The organism is Bradyrhizobium sp. Ses1 (genome assembly GCF_059512365.1).
This window is the reverse complement of the sequence record NZ_JCAMOQ010000001.1, coordinates 622,069-638,154: the sequence shown is the minus strand read 5'-3', so window position 1 is coordinate 638,154 and position 16,086 is coordinate 622,069. Positions and strand designations below refer to the sequence as shown.

At 64.1% G+C, this 16,086-nt stretch carries 14 protein-coding genes, 1 tRNA gene and 1 pseudogene; 10 read left to right on the top strand and 6 right to left on the bottom strand.

The window, feature by feature from the left end; all coding sequences use genetic code 11:
- Window positions 1-109: 109 nt before the first annotated feature.
- A tRNA-Ala gene (locus AC5ZG5_RS03035) sits at window positions 110-186 on the top strand.
- A gap of 36 nt (window positions 187-222) precedes the next feature.
- Here the strand turns inward: AC5ZG5_RS03035 and AC5ZG5_RS03030 are convergent.
- The gene (locus AC5ZG5_RS03030) at window positions 223-591 is read right to left on the bottom strand and encodes an ArsR/SmtB family transcription factor (RefSeq protein ID WP_130226020.1); all 369 of its coding nucleotides are present in this window, start codon (window positions 589-591) and stop codon (window positions 223-225) included.
- Between the two features lie 114 nt (window positions 592-705).
- On the opposite strand from AC5ZG5_RS03030, the gene AC5ZG5_RS03025 reads away from it, so the two are divergent.
- From AC5ZG5_RS03025 to AC5ZG5_RS03010, 4 genes are all read left to right on the top strand, one after another.
- Entirely contained in the window at window positions 706-1,878 is a 1,173-nt protein-coding gene (locus AC5ZG5_RS03025) for an MFS transporter (RefSeq protein ID WP_456641002.1), read from the top strand.
- Window positions 1,879-2,022: 144 nt separating this feature from the next.
- The gene (carB, locus tag AC5ZG5_RS03020; protein WP_028165392.1) at window positions 2,023-5,352 is read left to right on the top strand and encodes a carbamoyl-phosphate synthase large subunit; all 3,330 of its coding nucleotides are present in this window, start codon (window positions 2,023-2,025) and stop codon (window positions 5,350-5,352) included.
- A 230-nt stretch (window positions 5,353-5,582) separates the two neighbouring features.
- Window positions 5,583-6,056 carry a transcription elongation factor GreA gene (gene greA / locus AC5ZG5_RS03015; RefSeq protein ID WP_130226034.1) on the top strand — a complete coding sequence of 158 codons (474 nt, stop codon included), beginning with the start codon at window positions 5,583-5,585 and terminating at the stop codon, window positions 6,054-6,056.
- Window positions 6,057-6,445: 389 nt separating this feature from the next.
- A complete protein-coding gene (locus AC5ZG5_RS03010) occupies window positions 6,446-6,847 on the top strand; it encodes a DoxX family protein (protein WP_130226022.1) in 402 nt (133 codons plus the stop codon).
- A 119-nt stretch (window positions 6,848-6,966) separates the two neighbouring features.
- On the opposite strand, the gene AC5ZG5_RS03005 is transcribed toward AC5ZG5_RS03010, so the two are convergent.
- Window positions 6,967-7,446: an Lrp/AsnC family transcriptional regulator gene (locus AC5ZG5_RS03005; protein ID WP_028165395.1), complete on the bottom strand. Its 480-nt coding sequence runs from the start codon at window positions 7,444-7,446 to the stop codon at window positions 6,967-6,969.
- Window positions 7,447-7,713: 267 nt separating this feature from the next.
- On the opposite strand from AC5ZG5_RS03005, the gene trxB reads away from it, so the two are divergent.
- The 3 genes and pseudogenes from trxB to AC5ZG5_RS02990 all read left to right on the top strand — a co-directional run.
- The gene (gene trxB, locus AC5ZG5_RS03000) at window positions 7,714-8,679 is read left to right on the top strand and encodes a thioredoxin-disulfide reductase (protein ID WP_456641001.1); all 966 of its coding nucleotides are present in this window, start codon (window positions 7,714-7,716) and stop codon (window positions 8,677-8,679) included.
- Window positions 8,680-8,681: 2 nt separating this feature from the next.
- Window positions 8,682-9,605, top strand: a complete 924-nt coding sequence (locus AC5ZG5_RS02995) for a LysR family transcriptional regulator (protein WP_028165397.1) — start codon at window positions 8,682-8,684, stop codon at window positions 9,603-9,605.
- A 465-nt stretch (window positions 9,606-10,070) separates the two neighbouring features.
- Window positions 10,071-10,958 (top strand): annotated as a pseudogene (locus AC5ZG5_RS02990) (4-hydroxy-tetrahydrodipicolinate synthase family protein); the annotation flags it as partial.
- 98 nt (window positions 10,959-11,056) lie between these two features.
- Here the strand turns inward: AC5ZG5_RS02990 and AC5ZG5_RS02985 are convergent.
- On the bottom strand, window positions 11,057-13,447 hold the full coding sequence (locus tag AC5ZG5_RS02985) for a heavy metal translocating P-type ATPase (protein WP_456641000.1): 2,391 nt from the start codon (window positions 13,445-13,447) through the stop codon (window positions 11,057-11,059).
- A gap of 66 nt (window positions 13,448-13,513) precedes the next feature.
- Between AC5ZG5_RS02985 and AC5ZG5_RS02980 the strand changes: the two genes are divergently transcribed.
- Together AC5ZG5_RS02980 and AC5ZG5_RS02975 are read left to right on the top strand one after the other, a co-directional pair.
- A complete protein-coding gene (locus tag AC5ZG5_RS02980; protein WP_028165400.1) occupies window positions 13,514-13,789 on the top strand; it encodes a metal-sensitive transcriptional regulator in 276 nt (91 codons plus the stop codon).
- A 302-nt stretch (window positions 13,790-14,091) separates the two neighbouring features.
- Window positions 14,092-14,226, top strand: a complete 135-nt coding sequence (locus AC5ZG5_RS02975; protein WP_282531981.1) for a hypothetical protein — start codon at window positions 14,092-14,094, stop codon at window positions 14,224-14,226.
- A gap of 211 nt (window positions 14,227-14,437) precedes the next feature.
- On the opposite strand, the gene AC5ZG5_RS02970 is transcribed toward AC5ZG5_RS02975, so the two are convergent.
- The 3 genes from AC5ZG5_RS02970 to AC5ZG5_RS02960 all read right to left on the bottom strand — a co-directional run bounded on the left by AC5ZG5_RS02970 (window position 14,438) and on the right by AC5ZG5_RS02960 (window position 16,034).
- Window positions 14,438-15,118, bottom strand: a complete 681-nt coding sequence (locus tag AC5ZG5_RS02970) for an AAA family ATPase (protein WP_028165401.1) — start codon at window positions 15,116-15,118, stop codon at window positions 14,438-14,440.
- A 180-nt stretch (window positions 15,119-15,298) separates the two neighbouring features.
- Entirely contained in the window at window positions 15,299-15,592 is a 294-nt protein-coding gene (locus tag AC5ZG5_RS02965; protein ID WP_130226036.1) for a hypothetical protein, read from the bottom strand.
- A gap of 157 nt (window positions 15,593-15,749) precedes the next feature.
- Window positions 15,750-16,034: a hypothetical protein gene (locus AC5ZG5_RS02960; RefSeq protein WP_349642670.1), complete on the bottom strand. Its 285-nt coding sequence runs from the start codon at window positions 16,032-16,034 to the stop codon at window positions 15,750-15,752.
- Window positions 16,035-16,086 lie beyond the last annotated feature (52 nt).

Genomic DNA, 16,086 nt, shown 5'->3' with positions numbered 1-16,086 from the left:
CATCGCAAAGTCCTTCTCGCAAAAGAACTTTCGCTGATTCGCGCCCCGATGCGCCTCAACACCGTGAGAAATGCGGGCTAGCGCCTGCGAAATGGGCAATGATCGCCTCGGCCCGGTGGCGGAACGCGTCGACGCGGGAGCAGTGCATTGCTCTTTATCCTGGTTCAAATCCAGGCCGGGCCTCCAACCTTCGCCGCTTTGCGGCTTCCGCTCGCGAGCCAGTCAGCTCGCAGCCACCACTTCGCATTCAGGAAATTGTAGCCGGTCGGCATCCCGCGCGGCCGAGGCGATGATCACATCGAGCAAACCGGGAAAGCGCGCGTCGAGATCCGCGCGGCGCAGCCTCATATAGCGCGTGGTCCCGGCGATGCGGGTCTGCACCAGCCCCGCCTCGCGCAATTTCGCAAAGTGATAGGCGAGGTTCGACTTGCCGCTGAAGGCGTTGAAGTCGCCGCAGCGCAGCTCCGTGCTCGCGGAATCATATTTCGCCAGGTTGTAGACGATCGCGAGCCGCGTCGGATCGCTCAGGCAGTCCAACACCATCGGCAATTCAAGTTGATCCCGCGTGGGGTGCAAAGGCGTTCGGCTCATGACCCAACATAACCACGCGGGTTTGCTGTCGCAATGTTCAATTATCATTGAACCAATTGACATTCGTCACCGCTCGCTCGATAGTTCAATAAACCTTGAACATCGGGGACCATCATGAGCGTGTTCTGGCTGGCGCTTGCCGCCTTTGCGATCGGCACTGAAGCCTTTGTGATTGCTGGTCTTTTGCCAGGGATCGCCAGCGACGTTCAGATCTCGGTCGCGGCCGCCGGCCAACTGGTGACGGCCTATGCCCTTGCCTACGCGATCGGCTCACCGATCCTGGCCGTCGCCTTCAACAATTTCGACCGCCGGAACGTACTTGCGCTGGCGCTTTCCTGCTTCATCGCGGGCAATCTGGTGGCCGTATTCGCTCCCGGGTTTCCGCTACTGCTGGCCTCGCGCGTGCTGATGGCGCTTGGCGCCGGCCTGTGCATGCCAACGGCGCTCGGCGTTGCGGTTGCCGTTGCCTCGCCCGAACGGCGTGCCCGGGCGGTTGCGCTGGTCACCTCAGGCATCACGGTCGCAACCGTGGTCGGTGTTCCCCTGGGCACCCTGATCGGGCATCAGTTCGGCTGGCGCGCGACCTTTGTCATGGTGGCGATCCTTGGCGCCATCGCACTGGCTGGCCTGCTGTTCGGCTTGCCGCGTGGCCTGCCGAGCAGCACCGCAACGCTCGGCGAGCGGCTCGCGGCGGCGCGGCACGGCGCCGTGCTCCATGCGCTCGGCACCACCGTGCTGTGGGCGCTCGGCGGCTTCACCGTCTTCACCTATCTCTCGGTCCCACTGCAAAAGCTCGGCTTCGACGCCTCGGATATCAGCCTGACGCTGCTGGTGTTCGGCTCGGCCGCCGCGATCGGCAACATGCTCGGCGGCACGCTGGCGGATCGATTTGGCACAACGCCGACCTCGGCGCTCGGACTTGCCGGCATGTCGATGGCGCTGATTCTGCTGTCGGTCACGCTGAAGACCGCCGCTCCCGAAGCGGCGCGCTACATCGTGCTTCTGCTGGTATTTTGCTGGGCGATCTCGGGATGGGCGTTCTATCCCGCCCAGATCGCCAGCATCATCCGGATCGAGCCGCAGGCCGCGATGATCGCGGTCTCGCTGAACGCCTCCAGCATGTATCTCGGTTTCGCCCTCGGCGGGGCGGCCGGGGGCGCGGTGCTCTCGGCGCTCGGGCCGACCGACCTCGGCTGGGTCGGTGGTGCCAGCGTCGCTGCGGCACTTGCCGTGCTGTGGCGACGCGCCCGGCAGGAACGGCTGAGACTCTACAAAATTGCCGGTTGACGGCGACTTTTTCGGGGTTTCGCACGCCAAAAATCTGGTCTAAAGACCACCCGCGCGCGAGGGCATCCCTCACGCTGTGGCGATAGGGACGCGCGGTAGCGCGCCCTTTTTTTGTGCCCGAAAATTCCTGTTCCGCGAGAGCCGATGCCCAAACGAACCGACATCTCCACCATCCTGATCATCGGCGCCGGTCCCATCGTGATCGGCCAGGCCTGCGAATTCGATTATTCCGGCACCCAGGCGGTGAAGACGCTGAAGGAAGAGGGCTACCGCATCGTCCTGGTCAACTCCAATCCGGCGACGATCATGACCGATCCGGAGCTCGCGGACGCCACCTATATCGAGCCGATCACGCCCGAAATCGTCGCCAAGATCATCGAGAAGGAGCGCCACGTCATCCCGGGCGGCTTTGCGCTGCTCCCGACCATGGGTGGCCAGACCGCGCTGAACTGCGCGCTGTCATTGCGCAAACAGGGCACGCTCGAGAAATTCGACGTCGAGATGATCGGCGCCACGGCCGATGCCATCGACAAGGCCGAGGACCGCGGCCGCTTCCGCGAGGCGATGACCAAGATCGGCCTGGAGACGCCGCGCTCGACCCAGACCAAGACCCTGCCCGACGCGCTGCGCGCGCTCGACCATATCGGCCTGCCCGCCATCATCCGCCCGTCCTTCACCATGGGCGGCACCGGCGGCGGCATCGCCTATACCAAGGCGGAATTCATCGAGATCGTCGAGCGCGGCATCGACGCCTCCCCCACCGACGAAGTCCTGATCGAGGAAAGCGTCCTCGGCTGGAAGGAATTCGAGATGGAGGTGGTGCGCGACAAGAAAGACAACTGCATCATCATCTGCTCGATCGAAAACCTCGATCCGATGGGCGTGCACACCGGCGATTCCATCACGGTGGCGCCGGCGCTGACGCTGACCGACAAGGAATACCAGGTCATGCGCGACGCCTCGCTGGCGGTGCTGCGCGAGATCGGGGTGGAGACCGGCGGCTCCAACGTGCAGTTCGGCGTCAACCCCGCCGACGGCCGCATGGTCGTGATCGAGATGAACCCGCGCGTCTCGCGCTCCTCCGCGCTCGCCTCGAAGGCGACGGGCTTCCCGATCGCGAAAGTCGCAGCCAAGCTCGCGGTCGGCTACACGCTCGATGAGATCGCCAACGACATCACCGGCGGCGCGACGCCGGCCTCGTTCGAGCCGACGATCGACTATGTCGTGACCAAGATCCCGCGCTTCGCGTTCGAGAAGTTTCCGGGCGCCTCCACCACGCTGACCACCTCGATGAAATCCGTCGGCGAGGTGATGGCGATCGGCCGCACCTTCCAGGAGAGCCTGCAGAAGGCGCTGCGCGGACTGGAGACCGGGCTGACCGGCCTCGACGAGATCGAGATCGAGGGCCTCGGTCAGAGCGACGACAAGAATGCGATCCGCGCCGCACTCGGCACGCCGACGCCGAACCGCTTGCTGCAGGTGGCGCAGGCGATGCGGCTCGGCTGGTCGAATGAGGAGATCTTCAATTCCTGCAAGATCGACCCCTGGTTCCTCACCGAGCTGCGGGGCATCGTCGAGATGGAAGCCAAGGTCCGCGCCCACGGCCTGCCGCCGAACGGCTACGGCATGCGCATGCTGAAGGCGATGGGCTTTTCGGATGCGCGGCTCGCCGTGCTGGCCGACACCACGGAAGGTGAGATCACTGCCAAGCGCCACGCGCTCGGCGTCCGCCCCGTATTCAAGCGCATCGACACCTGCGCCGCCGAATTCGCCTCGCCCACGGCCTATATGTACTCGACCTATGAGGCCCCGTTCGCAGGTCTCGCTGCCGATGAGAGCGCGCCGTCGGACAAGAAAAAGGTCGTCATCCTCGGCGGCGGCCCGAACCGCATCGGCCAGGGCATCGAGTTCGACTATTGCTGCTGCCATGCCTGCTTCGCGCTCGACGATGCCGGTTATGAGACCATCATGGTCAACTGCAATCCGGAGACGGTGTCGACCGACTACGACACCGCCGACCGGCTCTATTTCGAGCCGCTCACCGCTGAGGACGTGCTCGAGATCATCGCGACCGAACGCAAGAACGGCACGCTGCACGGCGTGATCGTGCAGTTCGGCGGCCAGACCCCGCTGAAGCTCGCGCGCGCGCTCGAGGCCGCGGAGGTGCCGATCCTCGGCACCTCGCCCGATGCGATCGATCTCGCCGAGGACCGCGACCGCTTCAAGCGCGTGCTCGACAAGCTCCGCCTGAAGCAGCCGAAGAACGGTATCGCCTATTCGGTCGAGCAGGCGCGCCTGGTGTCCGCCGATCTCGGCATGCCGCTCGTGGTGCGCCCATCCTACGTGCTCGGCGGCCGCGCGATGCAGATCATCCGCGACGAAAACCAGCTCGCCGACTACCTGCTCGGGACGCTGCCCGAGCTGGTGCCGGGCGACGTCAAGGCGCGCTACCCGAACGACAAGACCGGGCAGATCAACACCGTACTCGGCAAGAACCCGCTGCTGTTCGACCGCTATCTCTCCGATGCGACCGAGGTCGATGTCGACTGCCTCTGCGACGGCAAGGACGTCTTCATCGTCGGCATCATGGAGCATATCGAGGAGGCCGGCATCCACTCTGGCGATTCCGCCTGCTCGCTGCCGCCGCATTCGCTCGATGCCAAGACGATCGAGGAGCTCGAGCGGCAGACCCGCGAGCTTGCGCTCGGCCTCGACGTAGTCGGGCTGATGAACGTGCAATATGCGATCAAGAACGGCGATATCTACGTGCTCGAGGTCAATCCGCGCGCCTCGCGCACGGTGCCGTTCGTCGCCAAGGTGATCGGCACGCCGGTCGCGAAGATCGCGGCGCGCATCATGGCCGGCGAGAAGCTCGCCGACTTCAATCTCAAGAAGAAGAAGCTCGAGCATGTCGGCGTGAAGGAATCGGTGTTTCCGTTCGCGCGCTTCCCCGGCGTCGACACCGTGCTCGGGCCGGAGATGCGCTCGACCGGCGAGGTCATGGGCATCGACCGCTCCTTCGAAGTCGCCTTCGCCAAGAGCCAGCTTGGCGGCGGCACGCGCGTACCGCGCAAAGGCACGGTGTTCGTGTCGGTGCGCGAGACCGACAAGAACCGCATCACCGATGCGGTCAGCCTGCTGCATGGACTCGGCTTCAAGGTGATGGCGACGTCGGGCACCCAGCGCTTCCTCACCGACAAGGGTGTGCCGGCAGAAAAGGTGAACAAGGTGCTGGAGGGGCGGCCGCACATTGTCGACGCCATCACCAATGGTGACGTCCAGTTGGTGTTCAATACCACCGAGGGTCCGCAGGCACTCGCCGACAGTCGTTCTCTGCGGCGCGCTGCCCTCTTGCATAAAGTGCCGTATTACACCACTCTTTCAGGCGCTGTAGCGGCGGCCCAGGGCATCCGTGCCTACCGGGACGGGGACCTTGAGGTCCGGACGCTGCAGAGTTACTTTTCCGAGAACTGACCGTCAGCCTCGGCCCGAGATTTGTTCCAGGGCCCGCTAAACGGTTGGTAATGAAGCCGATACGGCTGGAACTCACCGCCCGTTTGGATGTGTCTCGGCCCCTCAGGGGCCGCGAATCACTAAGCGGGCGGGCTGGCGTTTTGAGCCGTGATGGCCGGAGTCTAGCGCAACCGAAGCAACGCCTGCCCGCGCTCCGCTGCGGTTCGCCCCGATTTGAAGGATGAGAGATGATGGAAAAGGTTCCGATGACCGCGACCGGATATGCGGCTCTCACGGACGAATTGAAGCACCGCCAGTCGGTGGATCGTCCGCGAATCATCGAGCATATCGCCGAGGCGCGATCACATGGCGACCTCTCGGAAAACGCGGAATATCATGCCGCCAAGGAAGAGCAGTCCCATAACGAGGGCCGCATTGCGGAGCTCGAGGACAAGCTCGCGCGCGCCGACGTCATCGACATCACCAAGCTCTCGGGCGACACCATCAAATTCGGCGCCACCGTTACGCTGATCGATGAGGATACCGAAAAGAAAGCGGTGTGGCAGATCGTCGGCGAGGTCGAGGCGGACGCCAAGAAAGGCCGCATTTCCATCACCTCGCCGCTTGCGCGCGCGCTGATCGGCAAGACCAAGGGTACGACCGTGGAAGTGATGGCGCCCGGGGGCGCCAAGGCCTACGAGATCACCAAGGTCGAGTGGCGCTAGATCTATTCCATTTCGCGCATTCAAAAGAGGCCGCGTTCTCCCGACGCGGCTTTTTTCTTGCTGTAGCCCGGGTGGAGCCAACGGGTCGCGCGAACGCGCGCCCCGTTGGCTCCGCCCGGCTACAGGTTACGGTTTATATTCCGTTAACGGGATTGTGAGTGGAACCGCTGTCGCATTTCCCTCGTCTGCGACACGTACACTTGATTATGCTTCATAACTATCGCGAGGGGACATTCCGGTAACGGCGCCGATTTTTTGGTTCGGCACAAGGAACTGCGCGCGCAGTTCTGCGTATCGAGCTGACCGCCTGTGGACAGCGGCATTTCATCGCGAGACGACCATTCGCCGCGGACGATGCCCGCGGTCATGCACCAGAGGGGGTAGAACATATGGACCAGATTTTCTCGAAATGGCAGCCGCTCGCGCTCAGCCTGTTTCGCTTCATTACCGGGCTTCTGCTGTTTCAGTACGGCATCGCCAAGATCTTCAAATTTCCGGTCATCCCCTATTTCGCCGACATCCCGCCGCTGATCGTGGCCGCCGGCATGCTCGAGCTCGTGCTCGGCGCGCTCCTGATGGTTGGCCTGTTCACTCGGCTGTCCGCGTTCATCCTGTCGGGCGAGATGGCCTTCGCTTACTTCCTCGGGCACATGTTCAAGAACCCGTCCGCGCCGGTGTTTCTCCCGTTGCTCAACAACGGCACCGCAGCGATCCTGTTCTGCTTCGCCTGCCTCTATCTCGCAACCGCCGGCGGCGGCCCCATCAGCATCGACGCCGCAAGGAAGAAGTAGACTTTAGCCTTCGTAGCCCGGGTGCAGCGCCAGCGTAACCCGGGCACCTGCACCAGCGCGACGAGCGGCTGCGGGTTGCGCGTTCCGCTCTACCCGGGCTACCGATCGTCATCGCCACCTCACCCCGCCGCTTTCACATCCAGCGGCACGGCGGCCTCGTATTTCGAATTATGAAGCACCAGCGATGTCCTGACATTGCGCACGTGAGGCGCTGCGGTGAGGTGGGTGACGAAGTTCTGGAACGTCGCCATGTCAGGCGCCACGCATTTCAGGATGAAATCCACCTCGCCCGACAGCATCCAGCACTCCCGCACCAAGGGTTCCTTGCGCACGAAATCCTCGAACGCGCGCAGATCCGCGTCCGCCTGGCTCGACAGGTGCACCGCGGCAAACACCGTCACATCGAAGCCGAGCCGCTGCGGGTCGAGCAATCCGCGATAGCCCAGGATATAGCCCGCTTCCTCCAGCGCCCGGACGCGGCGCAGGCAGGGCGGCGGCGAAATGCCGACGCGCTTGGCCAATTCCACATTTGTGATTCGGCCATCGGCCTGGATTTCGGCGAGAATCCGAAGATCAATCTCGTCAAGATTCTTAGACACGCGGGTCTGGTTCCCAAGGAATGGAGGATTTGGTGGTTCTGACGGCAACTCTCATAACCCAGTCGGCTCGACAGCCGCAATTTTATTGCGCGTGCAGTGCGAGATTTGACGCGGTCCCGGGGAAAAACCGCTGATATGGATTGCAATTCTTGCATAGCTACCCAGATATATTAGAGTTGGGTTTGACTCTGGCGGCGCCGCCGCGATGCCTTTCCAGGCGCTTTCCGCACAAGTCCTGACAAAATCGCCCCTGAGAAGGGATTCGCTATGCCTGCTCCAATCCATGCCAAGGTCGTCATCATCGGGTCCGGTCCGGCCGGCTACACCGCGGCGATCTACGCGGCGCGGGCGATGCTGGAGCCGGTGCTGATCCAGGGCATCCAGCCGGGCGGGCAGCTCACCATCACCACCGATGTGGAGAACTATCCGGGCTTCGCCGACGTAATCCAGGGCCCCTGGCTCATGGAACAGATGGAGAAGCAGGCCGCGCATGTCGGCACCAAGATCGTCACCGATCTCGTGAGCAAGCTTGACCTGTCGCAGCGGCCGTTCCGCCTGACCTGCGATAGCGGCGATGTCTATCTTGCCGAGACCGTCGTGCTCGCCACCGGCGCGCAGGCGCGCTGGCTCGGGCTGCCGTCGGAAGAGAAGTACAAGGGCTTCGGCGTTTCGGCCTGTGCAACCTGCGATGGCTTCTTCTATCGCGGCAAGGAGGTCATCGTGGTCGGCGGCGGCAACACCGCGGTCGAGGAAGCGCTGTTCCTCACCAACTTCGCCTCGCAGGTCACCATCGTGCATCGCCGCGATCATTTCCGCGCCGAGCGCATCCTGCAGGACCGCCTGTTCAAGCATCCGAAGATCAAGGTGGTCTGGGACAGCGCCATTGACGAGATCCTCGGCGCTGAGAACCCGACCAAGGTCACCCATGTACGCTTAAAGAACGTCAAGACCGGCGCACTGACCGAAGTGCCGGCCGACGGCGTCTTCATCGCCATCGGTCATGCGCCTGCGACAGATCTCGTCAAAGGCCAGATCAAACTCAAACCCTCCGGCTATGTCGAGGTGGCGCCGAATTCGACTGCGACCTCCGTGCCCGGGCTGTTTGCCGCCGGCGACGTGGCGGACGAAACCTATCGCCAGGCGGTGACGGCCGCCGGCCTCGGCTGCATGGCAGCGCTTGAGGCTGAACGCTTCCTGGCTTTGCGCGCGAGCGATCGCGCGGCGGCGGAATGATCATGGCTAGAACACGCGATGGATTTACGGACATGGACTGGGACAAGCTGAAGGTGTTTCACGCGGCGGCGGAAGCGGGAAGCTTCACGCATGCCGGCGAGCAGCTTGGCCTCTCGCAGTCGGCGGTCTCCAGGCAAGTCAGCGCGCTGGAGCAGGAGCTTTCGGTCTCGCTGTTCCACCGCCACGCCCGCGGCCTGATCCTCACCGAGCAGGGCGACCTGTTGTTCCGCACCGCCCATGACGTCTTCATGCAGTTGCAGGCGGCGCGGGCAAAGCTCACTGACAGCCGGGAGCGGCCGAGCGGCGACCTCAAGATCACGACGCCGCCGGCGCTCGGCATCAACTGGCTGATCCCGCGGCTCGACGAATTCACCCAGCTCTATCCGGACATCCGGATCTCGCTGATCGTCACCGACGAGGATCTCGATCTCTCGATGCGCGAAGCCGATGTCGCGATCCGCACCCGCAAGCCGACGCAGCCCGACCTGATCCAGCGCAAGCTGTTCTCGATCGGCTTCCACGCCTATTGCTCGCCGGAATACATCAAGCGCTTCGGCACGCCGCGCACGCTCGACGATCTCGACTCGCACCGCATCATCATGCTCGGCGACTCCCAGGTCCCGACGCATCTGCAGAACCGCGCCTGGCTGATCGATGCCGGCCGCAACGGCTCGGGTCCGCGCGAACCCTACTTCAAGGTCAATAACATCCTGGGGTTGGTACGCGCCTGTCAGCAGGGCCTCGGCATCGCCGCGCTGCCGGATTACCTGGTCGAGGAAGACAGCCGCCTGGTGCAACTGTTCGGCGAGTCCGACTCGATCCAGCTCGACACCTACTTCGTCTATCCGGAAGAGCTGAAGACGGTCGCGCGCGTGCAGGTCTTCCGCGACTTCGTGGTCAGCAAGGCGCAGCGCTGGCCCTCGTGATCGGCCTGTTTTCATAGAGGCCCCGGACTCCGCATGTCTGACATGCGGCTCGGACGGTTGCTGCATGGCACTGATGGGGATCATAGTGCTTGTGCGCTGAGCGGTCGCGCTACGCTTATGTCCCCCTCCTCCAGTGGTGCGGAAGCTCAGTAATCCCTCTTGGAAGGTGATTGTGTCGGCCTCACGTGGCCAATACCTTAAGCCGGGCTCGATCGAGCCCGGCTTCTTTTCGCCTTCTGCCCTCAACCGTGCATTGACAACCTCCGGCTGTCCCAGCAGTATCGCGACATGATCACGAATTCGTGCGCAGCTTTGTCGTCGAAAAAAGCTCCCCATGCGGGGAGCCGAGATCGACGCGCGCGATAGAGTTACATCGACCGAACCGATCCCGAAGACCCCGCCGCCTGGACGGGGTTTTTTATTGGTCCCGTCTCCGGCGTTTCACGCTACTCAAGGAGAAGGACCATGACTGATCTATCCGACCCACTACAGGGCCTGTGGCTGCCCCTGATCACGCCATTTCGCGACGGCAAGCTCGACGAGCCGTCGCTGCGCCGTTTGGTGCGACACTACGCAAGCGGCCCGGTCGACGGATTGATCCTCGGCGCTACGTCAGGCGAAGGCATGTCGCTGGCTATCTGCGAGCTCGAACAGCTTGTGGAGGTGGTACGGTCAGAGATCAACGATGTCGGCCGTTACCTGCCGATCTGTCTCGGCCTCTCCGGCGCCAGCACCGCCAAGATCAAGGACGTGCTGGACGAGACGGCGGCCTGGCCGATCGACTTCTACCTGATCGCGAGCCCCTATTACGTCAGGCCGTCGCAGCGCGGCCTTCTGCAGCATTTCACCGAGCTGGCCGATCACGCCTCCTGGCCGCTCCTGATCTACAACATTCCCTACCGGACCGCGGTCAACATCACCAACGAGACGCTGCTCGCGCTCGCAGAGCATCCGAACATCGTCGGCATGAAGGACTGCTGTGCCGACCGCGCGCAATCGATCGACTTCCTCGCGCAACGTCCGCCCGGCTTCCGCGTGCTGACCGGCGAGGACGCGCAATATTTCGACGCGCTCAGCGACGGCGCCGACGGCGCGATCCTGTTGTCCGCGCATGTCGAAACCGAAGCATTCGCCTCGGTGCGATCGCTGCTGAGGCAGGGCAAGCGCGAGGCCGCATCGGCAGCGTGGCAAGGCATTTCCGACTTGACGCGCCTGTTGTTCGTCGAGCCGAGCCCGGCGCCAGCCAAGCATTGGCTGTGGCGCACGGGTTTGATCGACAGCGCGGAAGTGCGACTGCCGATGGTCGAGGTGAGCATGGAGCTTGCGGCGCGGCTGGATCGCGAGATCGAGCGCGGGAGTCGTCAACGCGAGGAGAGCCTCGTCGTCCCGGCTCAAGGCCGGGACGACACCGGTGCTACCATTGTGAGCAGCGTAGCGCGAAACAGCGACAATCAATCCAGCTTCGCTCTTGCGAGCCTCAGTGCGTTGCCGATGACGCTGACGGAGGACAGCGCCATCGCGGCGGCGCCGATCATCGGTGACAGCAAAATGCCGAACACCGGATAGAGCACGCCGGCCGCGATCGGCACGCCGGCGGCGTTGTAGACGAATGCGAACATCAGGTTCTGGCGGATGTTGCGCATGGTCGCAACCGATAGCCGCCGCGCCCGCACCAGGCCGCGGAGATCGCCGGTGAGCAGCGTCACGCCCGCGCTCTCGATCGCGACGTCGGTGCCGCCGCCCATGGCGATGCCGACATCGGCGGCCGCCAGCGCCGGCGCGTCGTTGACGCCGTCGCCGACCATCGCGACGACACGGCCCTCGCCGCGCAGCCGCTCCACCACCTCGCTCTTGCGGTCCGGCAGCACGCCGGCTTCGACCTCCTCGATGCCGAGCCGCTTCGCCACCGCGCGCGCGGTGGTCGCATTGTCGCCGGTCAGCATCACGACGCGCAGGCCGTCGCCGCGCAGTGCCGCGAGCGCGTCCCTGGCCGATGGCTTGATCGGATCGGCGATCGCGATCACGCCGGCCGCACGCCCGTCGACCGCAACATAGATCGCGGTCGCGCCGTCCTGCCGCGCGGTCTCCGCCGCCGCATCGAGCGCGCTGGTTGCGATCTTCAATTCGCCCATCAGCATGGCATTGCCGAGCGCGACCTGCCTGCCTTCGATCGCGCCGGTCGCCCCCTTGCCGGACGGTGAGGTGAAGCCGCTAACCTCGGCGAGTGCAAGCTGGCGCTCCTTGGCGGCATTCAGGATCGCCAGCGCCAACGGATGCTCGCTGCCGCGCTCGACGCTGGCGGCAAGGCGCAGCAGTTCGGTCTCGTCGAACTCCTTCGCGGCGATCACGCCGACCACCTTCGGCTTGCCCTCGGTAAGCGTGCCAGTCTTGTCGAGCACCAGCGTGTCGATGCTCTCCATCCGCTCCAGCGCCTCCGCGTTGCGGATCAGGATTCCCGAATGCGCCCCGCGCCCGACGCCGACCATGATCGACATCGGCGTGGCCAGCCCGAGTGCGCAGGGACAGGCAATGATCAGGACGGTGACGGCCGCAACGAGGCCGAAGGTGAAGCGCGGCTCGGGCCCGAACACCGCCCAGGCGGCGAAGGCCAGCACCGCGACCGCGATCACCGCGGGCACGAACCAGCCCGCGACGCGGTCGGCGAGCCGCTGGATCGGCGCCCGCGAGCGCTGGGCCTTCGCGACCATGTCAACGATCCGCGCCAGCATGGTGTCGCGGCCGATCTTCTCGGCGCGCATGACGAAGCCGCCGCTCTGGTTGACGGTGCCGCCGATCACGCGGTCACCCTCGTTCTTGGACACCGGCATCGATTCGCCGGTGACCATGGATTCATCGAGCACCGCATGACCTTCGATGACGATGCCGTCGACCGGCACCTTCTCGCCCGGACGCACGCGCAGGCGATCGCCGACCGCGATCGCCTCGATCGCGACGTCTTCATCGCCATGGTCGGTGATGCGCCGTGCCGTCTTCGGCGCCAGCCCGAGCAGCGCGCGGATCGCGCCCGAGGTCTGCGCCCGCGCCCGCAACTCGAGCACCTGCCCGAGTAGCACCAATACCGTGATCACGGCGGCAGCCTCGAAATAGACCGCGACCTGGCCGTGCATGTCGCGGAACGCCGGCGGGAACAGATGCGGCGCCAGCGTGCCGACCACGCTGTAGACATAGGCGACACCGACGCCCATCGCGATCAGCGTGAACATGTTGAGATTGCGCGTCACCAGCGACTGCCAGCCGCGCACGAAGAACGGCGCGCCGGCCCACAACACCACCGGCGTCGCCAGCGCGAACGAGATCCAGTTCGCCCATCCCATCGGCACCAGTTCGAGGCCGAAGGCATGGCCGCCCATCTCGATCGCGAACACCGGCAGCGTCAGCACCAGCGCGATCCAGAACCGGCGTGTCATGTCGACGAGCTCCGGATCGGGCTTGTCGTCGAGTGTCACCTCTTGCGGTTCGAGCGCCATGCCGCAGATCGGGCAGGAGCCCGGCCCGACCTGCCTCACTTCCGGATGCATCGGGCAGGTGTAGATGGTGCCCGGGGGCAGCGCTGGCTCGCTCTCGCGGGGCTTTAAAAATTTCTCCGGCTCGGCCGCAAACCGTTCGCGGCAGCGCGCGCCGCAGAAGACGTAATCCTCGCCCTTGTAGCTGAAGCGATACTTGGCGGTGGCACGATCGACCTTCATGCCGCAGACGGGATCGGTCGCAAGCGCGCCGCCCTCGTCCGCGGCGCCGTGCTTGCCGCCGCAGCAGCTAGCCACTGGGGCGCCATGATGATGCGCGTGCCCCTCATGCGCGTGACCGTGCCCTGCCTCTATCATAGCGAACTCTTCCCGGGCCGAGCTCCGGCCCTTGAACCTGATACCCTATGGGGGTATATGAACCCTATGCGTGACGAGATCAAGAGTTCCTGCCTCAAACGGCTGAAACGAATCGAAGGCCAGATCCGCGGCCTCGCCAAGATGGTCGAGGACGACCGCTATTGCATCGACGTGGTGACCCAGATCGCCGCCGCACGCGCCGCGCTGCGGCGGGTCGAGGAGGAGGTCCTGCGCGACCACGTCGCCCATTGCGTCGAGCACGCGATCTCCTCCGGCGACAAGGCCGACCAGCGCCAAAAGATCGCCGAGTTGATGGACGTGATCGGCCGCGCCGATCGGTGATGCTCTCGCTTCCCCTCAGACAGCGTGAATCGCGGCAGACCCCCATCCCAGCCTTCCCCCTTTCAGGGGAAGGAGCGCAAGGAGTCAGCGGCTGCGTGGTCACCTCCCCTTGAAAAGGGGAGATCGGTTTGCGCGTCAGCGCAAACCGGGTGGGGATCAGCTCTCTCCACACGCGCAAGAAGAGGCCGCCGCGCCGTGGTTAATCCGCGGTAGCACCTGTGGTCAAATGCAAGCGAAACTGCGAGCGGAACCTTAAAAAGCTTCAGCTATCCATCGCCCCGCCAAAGAATACGGGGCGCATCGTGCACAAAGAATTTGATCCAGTTTTAGACCATCAAGGATTTACGACCGGCGACATCCTCTGGGCGCTCGGCATCTGGTCGGTGATCCTCACCCTCTCGCCAGTCATCATCTTCTACATGCTGATGGTGGCGTAAACGCCACCACGCACTCAGTCATTCCGGGGCGCGCATCGCGCGAACCCGGAATCCATTCATCCGCAGACCGCGCGGCGAAATGGATTCCGGGCTCGCGCCAAGAGGCGCGCCCCGGAATGACGGAGTGTGTTGGTACGTCACCAACAACCAACCACCAACAAAAACGCGCGGGGGGCCGCGCGTTTTTGTCAGTCTGGAGGCCTGTCGTTGATCAGGCCGCCTGCTTGTGCATCGCGCCGCTGGCCGATGCCGCGCCGCGGATCGCCTTGATCGAACGTTCGATCGCGGCCCACAGCCGGCCGATCTCGGCGGCCGCGCGCCCCTCGGCATCGTATTCGCGGGCGCCTTCACCATGGCTCAGCGCCATCAACAGATCGGCGCGATTGGTGATCTGTCCGCTCCAGACCGGTGCACGGAACTTCGCCAGCGACTCGCGCGCGATCGTGACGATCGGGCTCTCGGCGCCATCGCGCTGAGCCGGCGCGCCGTTGATCACGACCGCATAGGGTTTGCGCGTTGAACGGCAGGTCTGGATCGTTTCCTGCACCGCGTTGACGTCGAACACGCCAGGCCGCGCCGGAATGATCACCATGGTCGCATTCTTGATGGCATCGTCGACCACGGCCGACAGGTTCGGCGGCGTGTCGATGAACACCCACTCGATCCCGTCGCGCTTGGCCGCAGCCACGATGCCGCTCACGGAATTGACCGCGGCCTTGATCGGCGGTTCGTTGGTGCCGCGCAGCTTGTGCCACAGCGTCAGCGAGCCCTGCGGATCCGCGTCGATCAGCAGACAAGGCTTGGTCGATTTGTGTACATGGGCAGCCAGATGAGCAGCCAGGGTGCTTTTGCCCGAGCCCCCCTTACGCGAAGCAAAAACAATCACGTTCATTACGTTGGCCTCCAGATTGACCCCAGACCACGAAAATGAATCAGCGTGGTGATTCGCGAAAGCAGAAATTTGCGGACAATGGGGCGTGAGCCGCAAATTGCCGGAAAATGTTGTTGTTTGAGTCACACCTTGCGGTGCACACAACCAGCAATAGAAGCGAATGCGCGTTTTTGCCGCGAATCACGTCACGTTTTTTGCGCGCCGACGCTCGGTCCACTTGCGCTCAACCCACCCGAGAGTCCGCGCGGTGGGCTTTTGTAACACTGGCACATCTTGCGCGAACAAAAGGAGTCCAAGCGGCAGCATCCATAGGCCGAGCACCGGCAGGAAGCTGAAGACGCCGCCGAGCATCAGCAGAACGGCAAGCGGCATCCGCGCGTAGCGCGACGACGGCTTGCGCAGCCACCCGACAAACCTGGCGGGCCGCGGCGGCAGCTTGCCTTCGAACCAGGCAAAGTGCCGGTCCATTTCCATTCTGTCGTGTTCGCTCACCGGATTCTCCTCTGGTGAGAAGATGTTGACGAGCGAAAACGCCGCAAGGCGTCAGTCTGTCGCGCGCGCAGGACTTGAACCAGCGCTCGTCCGACTCACGCCGGACTCGCGTTGCTTCGCGATTTCGCGATGTCGCACCTTATTCCGCGGACCTTGCGCGACGCCTGCGCTCCCGTCGTTCCTCCGGGTCAGCACTGAAGAACACGCGGCACGGCGGCGAGAGCTGCGCCTTGTTGCGGACCATGCAGGCGGTGATCATGTCGACATCAGGAATGAACGCGCTGCAGAGTCGCATCGCATCGGGCGAGCAAGCCTGCTGCTGCTCGGGCGTGTAAGCGGCGCCGGGTCGTGGCCACGTTGCGACGATCACCGTCGCGGCCAACAGCAAACCGAACCTGTAATAAGTGGAGCCGAGAATCGTCATTGTTCCTCTCGTCATCGATCTGCGGAAATAGTCGATGAAGGCTGTTGGATTG